We start from the raw sequence: 12,674 nt of genomic DNA on the forward strand, positions 1-12,674 counted from the left end.
GCTCCGCGTCGGAGCCCGCTCCAGCCGCGTCGGCGGACGCATCCGCGTCCGGTTCCCTGCCCGGGTCCGGGCCCCATCTCAGAGCTTTCTCCTGCGCTGCTCGTTCGGCAGCGATCTCGGCTTCTCGCTGCCGGACCTCCACACCCCACCGGCGCACCGTCGCTGCGATCGACTCGTACTCGTCGTGCAGGAACTCCGGCAACGACGCCGGCGGGACAGCGTTCGCCAGCGCGTCCTCGTCGTGGGCGGTGGTCTCGATGATCACCTCGGACACCACATACCCGGCGACGGCCTCGAGCATGGTGTAGAACGCGTGTGCTTCGGCCTGCTGGGCCTGGGCCACCGCGGCCAGACGTGCCGGACCGGAAGCATCGAACGCCTCGAGCCGACCATCAGCGGTATTCGGGAACCCGGCGAACGGCGCCGGCACCGGCGCGGGCGCGGGCACCGGCGCGGGCGCGGGCGCGGGCGCGGGCGAAGGTACGGGCGAAGGTGAGGAAGAAGTGGTGTCGGAATCACCCGAGTCACCTGAACTGCCGGCGTCACCGGAGCGGCAGATACCGCGGTGCTCGTCGTCGAGACCATGCACTTCACCAGGTGCCGGCGCGTCGTGACGAGCTGACCGCGTGCCACTCCCGGGCTCCTGCACGGAATCGGGTTCCTGTGCGGAATGGAGTTCCTGTGCGGAGTCGGGGCCCAGCCGAGTGCCAGGCTCCTGCGGGGTGTCCTCGGATTCGGTGGCCATGACCGATACCTCCCTCGGAACAGGTCATGAGAGCAGAACGAAACGAAACGAAACGAAGGGGAGGGAAGAAGTGAGAGGGAATCCGTGAAGACCGTGGGGGCACTGCCCGGCGATCGGCGTGGGGAAGAGAGGCTCGACGCCCCCAATCGAATTAGTAAGTAAATCGATTCTAGTGGCCGAAGAGTCACAAGAACAGCCCTTGAACCATATTTGACCGAGATTGTGGATAAGTATTTTCTGTCCACAGGATTCGGCGCCGGCAACGACTGTCGCTCCGCGAGAGTCGCCCGGGCGACCCACCCGAATCTCTTCTGAGACCATGCTTCCAGGAGCCGCGGACACAGAGATTCGGGTCACCATCATCACCGAGCTCCGCAGGCTCCGCCTGCTCGACCTGCACCCGGAAAGCGGGACGGCTCAGGGCCCCTCCTGCCCGCCCAGCACCCGGCAGTCGGCCTCCTCCCGCCCGGCGGGCCCCTCCCGCCCGGCAGCCTCTTTCTGCCCACCCTCTGCCGGCAAGGCATCGCCTACCCACCCCACCCCGGGCGTCCAGCGCTCTCGTCCAGCGCTCTCGCCCAACGCCCTCACCCCTCGCCTACACGCCACCTCCCATACGCACGACCTCGAATCCGTGAGAATGGTCCCCAACTACCCGGAACCCACCCCCTCCGATCCGAAGGCCCTCTGACGGCAAAGCCGGACCCGGCGCACAAGCCCAGCGCGAACGAAACGCCGCTCCCGCCAAGCACCTCTTTCACGGATTTCGACTTCGACCGGCGCACGGACCCGGAAGTGCGCCCCATCCCTTCCACGGTTCGCGGATTCCGTATTCGCATCGACCTGCACGACACGGAACCTCTCGTCTGGCGACGCTTCGACATCGCCGGCGACGTGACCCTCGCGCACCTCCACGACGTCGTCCAGATCGTGATGGGCTGGACGGACTCACACCTCCATCGCTTCCGCACCGGCAGCGAACGGTTCGCACCCGAGTTCCTCACCCGCTTCGATGTCGAGGTCGAAGGCGACGAGGGCATCCTCGAGGACGACGTCCGGCTCGATCAGGTCGTCACCCGGGAAGGCGACCGCTTGTGGTACGACTACGACTTCGGCGACGACTGGGACCACGTCCTCCGCGTCGAGGAGGTCCTCCCGGAACCACCGGCCCACCCCGCCTGCCTCGCCGGTCGACGCGCGTGCCCACCCGAGGACTGCGGAGGAACCCGCGGATACGGTGAGATCGCGGCATGGGTCCGCAGCGACCACGACCCTGCACTCCTCCCGGAGAACCACGAAACCGCGGAGAACCTCCTCGCTTGGCTCCCGCCCGGCTGGCACCCCGACGTGTTCGACCTCGACGGCGTGAACGCGCTCCTCACGGCCTCAGCATCGCTCACCGCCCTCACCGGCTCCACCGGCACTGCTCCCGCCCTCGACACCGAACTCGCGGCGATCCTCGCCGACTCGCGCGACAGCGGTCCCGGCAGCCTGCTCGCCCTGCTGACCTCACCCTCGTTCTCGGCCCCCTCGACCACACAACACACCACCACCCGCTCACTCGAGCCCACCACCCCCGTACCCGACCCGATCACCCCCGCCACCACACTCCGCATGACCGAGCCCTACCGGATCCTCATCGACACGATCGGCGACGGCTGGGATCTCACCTCGGCCGGGCGCCTCAAGCCCGCGCTCGTCCGGCAGATTGCCCGGCACACCGGGATCTCCGACTGGTGGATCGGCAGACTCAACCGTGAGGACCACACCCTCCCCGTGGCACATCTTCGGGAGAGCGCCCGGGCCCTCGGTCTCCTCACCGTCCGCAAGGGCCGGATCACCGTGTCGAGGGCCGGCCGGCGTGCCACAGCAGACCCCCAGTTGCTCCTCGCGCACATCATGAAACGACTTCCGCTGGGCCGAGGAGAAGGGGACCGCACCGCAGGTTGGGTCACCCTCGCCGCCGTCGGCGCGGAAGTCCCGCCCCAGGACTGGCGCGCCACCGGCGCCGCCACGCTCCGCCGCCTCGGCTGGGAGTACGAGGGCGGCCTTCACCCCGACTACGTACCGGCCACCCCCACTCAGGACGTCATCGAATTCCTCGCAGGCGAGGCACGCCACGGAAAGCGCCCACACGGCTTCGACCCCGAGTTCGTCTCCGCCGTTGCAGCGGCGGCCCGCCGCCGCATTCGCAGCAACGAGGCCCCGGCGTCCTGACGCCGGACCGTTCACCACCGCCGAGGCGCCCCGCACCACCCGACAGCGCCTCCCACCCGGCAGCACATCGCCCGGATCCACCGCCGAGGCGCCCCGCACCAACCGGCACCACGTCCACCCGGCGCCACGTCCACCCGGGGCCGCACCAGGCATCGCTCCCACACCCGGCAGCGCCTCCACACCCGGCGCCGGCCCGAACCCGATCACCCCTCGAACCCGGTCTCGTGCGCGGAACCCGGTCTCGTGCGCCGACCCCGGTCCCGTGCGCCGACCCCGCCCCATTGATATCTGTCGAAGCATGAATCCCGCCGCTCCTGTTCCGCCCGTCGCGCTAACCGTGAGTAACGTGAGAAAGAACGCCCTCGGATCCGCACGAATCCAGCGATCTCACAGCCCGCGAGAACTACGTGAACCTAAACTGTCCTGGGTAAGGTCGAGATTCCGCTTCGCGATTTCCCGAGGTGCAGCCCACCTCCCGGGCTCGCCTCGAGCGGGCGAGCGCGGAGGGGCCCATGGCACACGAGATACACACCGACAGCCACGTCCCTCCGCCCCTCACCCCCATCGCCGCCTCGGCCTTCCACGCCTCTCCCACCGCGGCACTCGTCGTCGAGATCAGCGGCATCGTCATCGACGCGAACGACTCCGTGACCGACCTCTTCGGGTGGTCCCGCACGGAACTCATCGGCAGCAATGCGTGGGCCCTCCTCGACCAACCCTGGCTCCACACGGACGCCTTCGACGAGCACAATGTCCCCCGCCCCGGCAATCATTTCGACCGCGAAGTCACCGTCGTCCGCCGCAACGGTGAGAAAGTCCCCGTCCTCACCCGCATCTCCCGCCTCACCGACGAGGAGACCGAGCCCGCTCTCTACCTCGTCTCCTGCCAGGACCTCGCGTCCGCCGAGGAGGTCCGCCGGCGCGGCCTCGCAGAGGCGGAGATCGACCAGCTCACCGAGTGCCTCACCCGCACCGCGTTCATCCGTCACCTCGATGAGATGCTCTCCCTCGCGTCCCTGAGCGATGTCGCGGTCGCCCTCCTCTTCGTCGACATGGACGACTTCAAGGAGATCAACGACCTGTACGGCCATCCCGTCGGCGACGCCCTCCTGCGACACGCGGCCCGCGAGTTCGCCCGGGTGCTCGCGGAGGAGGTGGCCGATGGTGCCGGGACGATCGGGCGCCTCGGCGGTGACGAGTTCGCGATCGCGATCCCGGTGACGGAACCGGACGCCGCCGGGCGCCTCGCCCTCACGGTGGCCGAGCGGATCGGGGAGGTCATCCGGTTGCCGTTCGTCGTCGACGACATCACGCTGCGGACGAGCGCGAGCGTGGGGCTGGCAACCTTCCCGCAGGACGAACGCGAACGCAGCGAACTGTTCCGCGCCGCCGACATCGCGATGTACACGGCCAAGCGCACGCGCGGCGAACAGCGCGTGTTCGCCTTCGACCGCACGATGAAGGATGGCCTCGAGGCGGAGAAGGCGATCGTCCGTGACGTCCGGTACGCCCTCGCCCACGACTCCTTCGAGATCCACTACCAGCCGCTCGTCGACTTCACCTCCCGCCGCCTCCTCGGCTTCGAGGCGCTCCTCCGGATGCGCTGCACCGACCCCACCGCCACAGGCCCTACCACCGAGGCGCCCGCCCGCCCCGGCCCCACCGCCCCCGGCGCGGCCCCCACCACAGCCGAGGCGCCCGCCCTCCGCCCACCCGACGCCTTCCTCCCCGTCGCCGCCCGGTACGGGCTCATGGGTCTCATCACCCGCTGGGTCGTCCACCACGCGACCGCCGAGTACGCGGCCGTCGCCGGGCTGTTCGACCCCGACGTACGCCTGTGCCTCAACGTCCCGACCTCCGACTTCGAGGCCCCTGATTTCCCCGACCTCGTCCGCGGTGCGCTGAGCGACAGTGGTCTCTCGGCACACAATCTCGAACTCGAGGTGACGGAGGCCGAGCCCGCCGGCGACTTCCCGGCGCTGAAGACCCACATGGACGACCTCGGCGCCGACGGGATCAGCTTCTCGCTCGACGACTTCGGCACCGGGTTCTCCTGCCTCGGGCTCGTACGCGAACTGCCGTTCTCCCGGCTCAAGCTCGACCGCTCGTTCCTCCACCCCTCCGAGGGCTATCGGGGGCGGGACGTCGTCGCGGCGATCGTGCACCTCGCGAGCCTCCTCAAGGTGAACCTCCTCGCCGAGGGCATCGAGTCCGCGCGCCAGGTCGACGCGCTCGTCGAACTCGGCGCGTTCCAGGGCCAGGGCTTCCTCTTCGGCCGCCCCATGCCCGCCGACCGACTCGCCGACTGGTATCGGGAATGGAGCGCCGCATGATCACCCCCACCCCCGCCGAGGCGCCCCGCACCACGGCACCGCACACCACCTCCGCAGCCGCCACCTCGACCGACGCAGCCCCGGCAGGATCGACCCCGGCAGGCACAGCCCCGGCAGATACTTCGACCAGCACAGCGTCCACGAAGTCCCGCCGGGCCGCCCGGTTCGCCGGCCTCGCCGTCATCGCGTTCACGACACTGTCCTCCCTTGCGTTGTTCCTCCTCATCGCTCCAACATCGCCGCGACCGTTCTACGCGCCTCGGCAGGCGAAGGTGTTCGGCATCGAGTTCTCCTACGACGTGAACGGCCCCGCGGTCGGGCTCCTCGTGGGTGCGGTGATCGCAGGGTTGCTCGTCGCCGCGTTCGTCGCCGTGTACGAGTCCCGGGTGTCGAAGGCCTCCCGCCGGACCCACGAGAACGTGGCCGCGCGCCCGCTCGCCCCGAAGCGGATCATGAGTCTCACCCGCGGTGTGTACGCCGGCCCGGTGACAGTCCTGGCGCTCATCCCTGCGCACAACGAGGAGAAGACGATTCGCCGGACGATCCGTTCCCTCCAGGCACAGTCGGTCCCGCCCGAACGCATCGTCGTGGTCGCGGACAACTGCACGGACGACACCGTCGCCCTCGCCCGCGGTGCCGGCGCGGAGGTCCTCGAGACCGTCGACAACGCCGACAAGAAGGCCGGCGGACTCAACCAGGCCCTCGCGGTCCTCCTGCCCGCGCTCGGCGACAACGACACGGTGCTGGTCATGGATGCGGACACGAAGTTCCGGAGCCGCCGGTTCCTCGAGGTCGCCCGGCGCCGGTTCACCGACGACCGCGCGCTCATGGCCGTCGGCGGGCTCTTCCTCGGCGATTCCGGCGCCGGCCTCCTCGGCCAGTTCCAGCGCAATGAGTTCACCCGCTACGCCCGCGAGATCGAACGCCGTCGCGGAAAACCCTTCGTCCTCACCGGCACCGCCACGGTGTTCCGGTCCGCTGCGCTCCGCACCGTCTCGCGCAGCCGCGGCACCCTCCTGCCGGGGCGGAAGGGCGACGTCTACGACACGCTCGCCCTCACGGAGGACAACGAGATCACGATCGCGCTCAAGAGCCTCGGCGGTCTCATGGTGTCCCCGCAGGAATGCACCGTCGTCACCGAGATCATGCCCTCGTGGAAGCTCCTGTGGAAGCAACGCACCCGGTGGCAGCGCGGGGCGCTCGAGAACCTCGGTCAGTACGGGGTCACCCTCACGACGCTGCGCTACTGGTTCCAGCAGATCGGGATCGGGTACTCCGTCGTCGCCCTCAGCTCGTACTTCGCGGTGCTCGTCCTCATGCTCCTCGCGATCGACCACTGGGTGTGGTTCACGTTCTGGATCGCGATCGGCCTCGTCTTCATGGCCGAACGCGTCATCACCGTGTGGCGCGGAGGGTGGCGGGCCCGCGCCCTCGCGGCGCTCGTCATCCCCGAACTCGTCTTCGACCTCTTCCTCGACATCGTCTTCGTCAAGGGCGTCGTCGACATGACCTTCGGCCGGGAGGCCACGTGGTCCCACGTGGACCGCGGGGCAGCCGGTACCGGCGCCTCCCGTGGTACCTCCTCCGCCGCCGAGGCGCAGCAGGGTTCCGGCGGGCCGACAGTCGGCGAGTCCGGCACTGCAGATACTGCACAGGGGGCTTCGCTGTGATCGTCGACGTTCTCACCTCAGGCCTCACTTCCGGTCTCGCCGCCGGCGGTGGACTCACCGGCCGTGTCCTGCCGGAGTCGGTCCTCCACTCCGAGTGGTTCGCGACGCTCGCGGCGTTCGTCGCGCTCAACACCGTGGTCTACCTGTGCCTCGCACTGTGCAAGATCTTCCCGGTCCCGCGGCCCGCGTACCGGGGCCGGTCCCGCCGTGCGGAGACCCGGAGTATCCACCCGGATGCGCCGGAACCCGGCGTGGGGCCGGGCGGACGGGGCGCCTCGGCGGTGGGATCTTCGACGGAGGTGCGATGAACACGAGCCTCGTCGTCCACGACCTCTCGAACCGGATCCGGCTGTCCCTGGGGCGCGCCGATTTCGCGACCGCGCACGCCCTCGCCGCGCAGGGATTCCGGGAGTTGCACCCCTCCGGCTCGGATGACACCACCGGAGAGGTGCCGCCGCACCACCAGTTGCTGTGGGTACGGGCGCTGAGGACGAACCGGACCGGGCTCGATCACCACGACGTGCTCGAGGCGGTGTACGAGCGGGCGCTCGCGCTCGGGGACTACACCACGGCGACCGAGGCGGCGGCCGAGCTCGCGGTCGACGACGCCCTCGCCGGGTTCGGTCGACCGGACGTCCCGTGGGCGTCGCGTGCGGTCGCGGCGGCCCGGAACATGCAGACCGCGGGTCATGGGGGCATGCCCGGATCGGTGCGGTTCGCGCTCGCTCTCCGCGCCGCTGAAGACCTCGACTTCCGGCGGGCCCTGTCCCTCGTCTCGGACCGGCAGGGGACGCAGTGCCCGGACCAGGAGGCGATCCGGGAGGCGTGCCTCGTCCGGTGGCGGTTCGCTGCACGTGACATCGACTCGTGCGCGGAGGCGGCCGAGGTGAACGCGCGGTTCGCGTCACTCGTTGCGCTGAACCCGCCTCGCACGTGGTTGGGTCGGCACGCGGCGCACGAGGTACTCGCCGACATGCTCACGTTCGGGATGGCGGAGCCTCGTGGTGCGTGCAGTGACGGGCCCGATGCCGCGGTCGGTGAGGGTGTTGCTGGTGATGCCGATGCCGCGGGCGCTGCCGGGGCCGGTGCTGTGAACGCGATCGGTATCGGTGCTGATGAGCATGGGGTCGCCGCCGCGCTCGAACGACTGCACACGGATCCGTCCGTCGACGAGGGAAGCCGCGGCTGGTTCTTCGACCGGACGACGGAGGCCCGCGTGCTCCTCACCGCCGGCGACACGGAGGGCGCCATCGCCACGGCGCGGGAGAGTTTCGGCATGGGTGGCGAAACCGGTCCGATCCCGCCGCGGATCGAGATCTCCGCACACGCGGTCATCGCCGCGGCCGAATGGCGGGCGGGCCGCCCCGAGGCCGCACTCGCAGCGCTCGTACGCGCGTGCGAGACCGGGGAGCGACACGCCGTCTGGACTCCGTTCATCACGACCGATCCGCATGCCCTGCGCGCGATCATCGACTCCTGTGACCCGGCGCTACGGGCCGAAGCGCCGCCGATGGTCATGCGCGCGGTCGCGCTCGGAGCGGGCATCCGGGACGCGGCGACCGAGGAGTAGAGCGCCCGCGGCGGAGTCCGGGTCTGGGCAACACTCTGCCCCGGTTCCAGCAGTTCGAGTTGCTGTATCCGGGGCAGAGTGCTGCTTTCGCGAGGGCCTCAGCGGCCGTACCGGCTCAGCGGGCGAGAACCTCGCCGAGGCGCCGCAGACGGGTGCCGAACGAGCGCGCTCCCGGCACCTTGCCGAGGACGAGTCCGCACCATCCGACGATCGCGACCCATGTCGTGCCGGAGACGAGGACGGCATCTGCCGAGCCCATGATCCCCGAGAAGAACGGCAGGCCCATCACGACAGCGATACCCACGTGCATACCGAGGATCCCGAGCAGCGCGATCCGCCGCGTCCAGCGGTTGAACAGGAGGAACGGGAAGGCGATCTGCAGGATCACCGTGAGGTAGGTGATGAGGACGACCGGCCAGCTGAACCAGGTGAGCGCGTCGGCGAGCCACGGGAACACGCCGTACGCCTCCGACTGGAGCGGGTAGTAGATCGCGGTACCGCTCTGCCAGAGCGCACCCTGCACCTTGTACATGTCGGCTTCGAAGTAGACGATGCACAGCTGGGCGACGACGACACAGAGACCGACGTTGTGGAACACCGAGCCGGCGGGTAGCCGGTACCGGTGACAGGGAGGTCCGTGTTCGGCACGGCCTCGGTCGGCGTGACGTCGAGCGTCGGGGTGTACTCCGTCGCCTGCGCGGAGACTCGCACGTTCGAAGACGCGAGGTCGACATTGAGCGGCACCACTCCGGCGATTCCCCCGGGGAAGAGCTCGAGGCTCAGCGCGTTGACCGTAAAGGTGTTCGCCCCGTCGAGGTAGAGCTGTTCCTGTTCGTTCACCTGCAGCGACACAATGTCGTTGACAAGGCCGAACAAGGGGCTCAATGACGTCACAATCGGATTCACCACATTGTCCACCGCGACCCCGACCCCATCGACAGCGGTATTGACCACTGTCGCGAAAGCCGACTGAAGCAATCCCAGAGCGCCACTGACGATCGGGTCGAGGATGGTGTCGAGCGGCAACGGAAGGCCCGCGATCGAGGACGGATTCGCAGAAACAACCGGGTCCGCTGCATCGGGGTCCGTACCTGCGATCGAGCCGAGTGTTCCGGAGATCGTAAGTGTGGTTTCCGCCAGGATCACGTCGAGGTCGAGCTGTACTGTGACATTCGCATTGTTGAGTACGTCGAGAACTGCAGCTTCGACTCGCTCGGTAAGGGAACCGAGCGCACCTGCAATCGCGTCTGTGATGCTCGTGATCATCGCGTCATCGAGCACAGGGGTATTCGCCGGCAGCCCGTTGAGCCCGGACTCTCCTCCAGCAAGCTGAGCCACGTTCACCGAGATGACACCAGTAGCGAGGTCGATCGAAACTATCCCGTTGGGATCCGCAAGTGGCTCGACGAAGACGGTGTCATTGAGCTCGAGGAGCGCCTGATCGATGTCGTCGATCGATATGGTCGCGGTAGTGACTCCAACGGTTCCGAGAAGTGGCACAGTCGTTCCGAGTGCCTCGAGGGAACCGATGATCGAGTCGATCGTTCCGCCTGCGCCGAGCGCCGCATCGAGAACGCCTCCAACCCCGGTGATAGCCGTGCCAACTGTCGATGTCACTCCGGCAACTGCCGGGCTGCTCGCCGTGAGATCGGCACCAGCGACAACGTACTCGCTCGTGAACGTCGGTTCCCCTGCGCCATCGGGCCACGCACCGTTCGCCGTCGAACCGAAGGCGCCGAGTTCCAACGCAAGCGAATCAACGACGTCGTCGGTGACGGGGTTGACGCCCAGCTGGTCCATGAGGTTCATGAGGTCGATCGAGGCACCGTCGTAAGTGCCGTTCTCCACACCGGAGAGATCGAGCCCGCCGTTCGCACCGACCGCACCGGCGCTCGCGGTCGAGTTCATCGCATCCGGGGACTCCGCGTATGCGCTCAGTGCACCGAGCTCACCGAGATCGAGAAGACCCGGAGTCGTCTCCGTGCCGATGAGCGGGATCGTCGCACCGCCGGGGATGAGTTCGCCCTGCAGACCGAGGAGGTCGAGATCGGCGAGCGAACCCGTGTTCGGGCCAACGCTGCTCGGGTATCCCGATTCCGCATCGGATACGTTGAGCAGCTCGTCGAGTTCGATCGGAATTACCTGGCGGTAATAGCTCGACGAAGATCACGAAACCATCACGTCGCGTCGTGAGTTCGTCCACACCCCCGGGAGCCTGAACCCACCACAATGTCCTCCGAGCCACGTCCGAACCGATTCTCCGCGGCCATGCGCCTCGCTCCCGACCCGCCTGTCCGGCCCCACACCGCCGCCACTACGCTGTCCCCATGACCGCATCCCTCCACGTCATCGCCCTCGGCGGCACCATCGCCTCGACCGCCTCGCAGTCCGGAGGAGTCGCTCCCCAGGTCGGCGCCGAGGCCATCGCCGCCGCCGCCCACCTCGAGTCGCTCCCCGACGGCGCACCCCACGTGGAGTTCACGCAGCTCGCCCAGGTCTCGAGCGGCAGCATCACCCTCGGCATCCTCTGCGATGTCGTCCACGAGGCCCGACGGGCAGCCTCCCGTAGAGCACACGGCATCGTCCTCACCCAGGGCACCGACACCCTCGAGGACTCCGCATTCGTCCTCTCACTCCTCAACGACTCCGGTATCCCGATCGTTCTCACCGGCGCGATGCGCAATCCCACGCTTCCCGGCGCCGACGGCCCGGCGAACGTCCGCACCGCCGCGATCGCCGCACTCGACCCGCGACTGCGCGCCCTCCCCGCCGTCGTCGCCTTCAACGACGAGATCCACGACCCGAGCACCGTCACCAAGGCGCACGCGAGTTCCGTCGCCGCCTTCACCTCGGGCCCGGCCGCCGGACCCCTCGGCTGGGTGTCCGAGGACCGACTCCTCCTCCCCCACGTCCCCGCCGCCGTCCCCGGTGGCTTCGCGCTGCCGCGCGAGGCGCAGGGGACCACCAACCCCGAGGCGCCCCGCACCTCCGCAGAGCATCCCGCCTTCGCGAAGGTGGCCCTCGTCGAGGCCGGCCTCGACGACTCCCTCGACCTCATCACGGCGCTGCCCGACCTCGGGTACGCGGGGGCCGTCGTCTCCGGTGTCGGCGGCGGGCACGTTCCCGAATGGGTCATCGACCGCGTTGCCGACCTCGCGCACCACATGCCCGTCGTCCTCGCGAGCCGCACCGGCTCCGGCACGACCCTCGAGCACACCTACGGTTACCGCGGCGGGGAGATCGAACTCATCGGGCACGGGCTCACCCCGTCGGGCCGCCTCCACGCCCGCAAGGCCCGGCTTCTCCTCACCCTCGCGCTCACCTTCGGGACCCCCGTCGACGAGGTCTTCCGCTTCTACCGCTGAGGTCCCGTTCTACCGCTGAGGTCCCGCGCTCACACGAGCACGGCGATGATCGCGGTGAGACCGAGCGCTCCGCTCTCGCACGCCGGCAGCACTGCACCGCGGCGCCGCACGTGCCGAACGAGCACCACCGCCGAGGCGCCCGCGAAGACCGCGAGCACCGCACCGAGCAACACGATCGGCTCCGAGGCGGTACCCCCGTCGCGGACGAGGCCGGTACCGATCGCAGCCGGCCACGGCGCCGTTTCCACTGCGGTCGGCGACGACACCGACGCGCCGGTTCCGGTTTCCGCTCCGTGGTGACCCGTCTCGACGACCCCACCCGGTGCGCCCCCGAGCAATGCGAGTGCGAGCAACAGGAGGGCTGCCGCCCGGTGCAGGGCGAGGAGCCGGGAACCACGGACCGGCACCGTCTCGGAGGCGAGGGACGATTCCGTGCCGGGAGGCGCCTCCGCGGTGGGGGCGGGTGCTGCACCGGGCACCCACCGCGGCACGCTGAGGAATGCCGCGAGGACGAGCATCGCGCTCCACACGAAGCCCGGCAGTCCGAGGACTCCGGCGACGCGGTCGACGACCGCGAGGAGCACGAGCAGGAGCGGCAGGAGACCGCGCAGACGCTCCGCGACGGACGGGCTCTCTCCACCATCGCCTGCAGCGTCCCCGCCCTCCGTGTACAACCCGAGGAACGCGCACCCGAGCGCGAGAACGGCGCTCCCCACCAGCACCGCGGTGGGAAGCGCCGTGGTGAGGAACGCCGTCACGGCCGGGGATCCGAGGGGA

Annotated in this window: 10 protein-coding genes; 6 read left to right on the forward strand and 4 right to left on the reverse strand. The window is 69.2% G+C overall.

Annotation, left to right across the window (positions count from 1 at the left end; all coding sequences use genetic code 11):
- Positions 1-343 (reverse strand): hypothetical protein (locus tag ABD172_RS05155; protein WP_344307570.1); only part of this gene is annotated, 343 nt, incomplete at its 3' end.
- 1,194 nt (positions 344-1,537) lie between these two features.
- On the opposite strand from ABD172_RS05155, the gene ABD172_RS05160 reads away from it, so the two are divergent.
- The 5 genes from ABD172_RS05160 (at position 1,538) to ABD172_RS05180 (ending at position 8,532) form a co-directional block, all read left to right on the forward strand.
- Positions 1,538-2,959, forward strand: coding sequence for an IS1096 element passenger TnpR family protein (locus ABD172_RS05160; RefSeq protein ID WP_344307572.1), 1,422 nt, complete (start codon positions 1,538-1,540; stop codon positions 2,957-2,959).
- A gap of 512 nt (positions 2,960-3,471) precedes the next feature.
- Positions 3,472-5,292, forward strand: coding sequence for a putative bifunctional diguanylate cyclase/phosphodiesterase (locus ABD172_RS05165; protein WP_344307574.1), 1,821 nt, complete (start codon positions 3,472-3,474; stop codon positions 5,290-5,292).
- The gene (locus ABD172_RS05170; protein ID WP_344307575.1) at positions 5,289-6,962 is read left to right on the forward strand and encodes a glycosyltransferase family 2 protein; all 1,674 of its coding nucleotides are present in this window, start codon (positions 5,289-5,291) and stop codon (positions 6,960-6,962) included. The genes ABD172_RS05165 and ABD172_RS05170 overlap by 4 nt, the downstream gene beginning before the upstream one ends.
- Entirely contained in the window at positions 6,959-7,270 is a 312-nt protein-coding gene (locus tag ABD172_RS05175; RefSeq protein WP_344307576.1) for a hypothetical protein, read from the forward strand. Before ABD172_RS05170 ends, ABD172_RS05175 begins: the two co-directional genes overlap by 4 nt.
- Positions 7,267-8,532: a hypothetical protein gene (locus ABD172_RS05180; protein WP_344307577.1), complete on the forward strand. Its 1,266-nt coding sequence runs from the start codon at positions 7,267-7,269 to the stop codon at positions 8,530-8,532. The genes ABD172_RS05175 and ABD172_RS05180 overlap by 4 nt, the downstream gene beginning before the upstream one ends.
- A 115-nt stretch (positions 8,533-8,647) precedes the next feature.
- Here ABD172_RS05180 and ABD172_RS05185 read toward each other — a convergent pair whose 3' ends face one another.
- Both ABD172_RS05185 and ABD172_RS05190 read right to left on the reverse strand, forming a co-directional pair.
- Positions 8,648-8,989, reverse strand: coding sequence for a hypothetical protein (locus tag ABD172_RS05185; protein WP_344307578.1), 342 nt, complete (start codon positions 8,987-8,989; stop codon positions 8,648-8,650).
- On the reverse strand, positions 8,917-10,671 hold the full coding sequence (locus ABD172_RS05190; RefSeq protein ID WP_344307711.1) for a choice-of-anchor G family protein: 1,755 nt from the start codon (positions 10,669-10,671) through the stop codon (positions 8,917-8,919). The genes ABD172_RS05185 and ABD172_RS05190 overlap by 73 nt, the downstream gene beginning before the upstream one ends.
- 188 nt (positions 10,672-10,859) lie before the next feature.
- On the opposite strand from ABD172_RS05190, the gene ABD172_RS05195 reads away from it, so the two are divergent.
- Positions 10,860-11,897: an asparaginase domain-containing protein gene (locus ABD172_RS05195; RefSeq protein ID WP_344307580.1), complete on the forward strand. Its 1,038-nt coding sequence runs from the start codon at positions 10,860-10,862 to the stop codon at positions 11,895-11,897.
- A 29-nt stretch (positions 11,898-11,926) separates the two neighbouring features.
- Here the strand turns inward: ABD172_RS05195 and ABD172_RS05200 are convergent, their stop codons facing one another.
- Entirely contained in the window at positions 11,927-12,655 is a 729-nt protein-coding gene (locus ABD172_RS05200; RefSeq protein WP_344307582.1) for a hypothetical protein, read from the reverse strand.
- Positions 12,656-12,674 lie beyond the last annotated feature (19 nt).

This window comes from Brevibacterium samyangense (assembly GCF_039529845.1).
GTDB lineage: Bacteria > Actinomycetota > Actinomycetes > Actinomycetales > Brevibacteriaceae > Brevibacterium > Brevibacterium samyangense.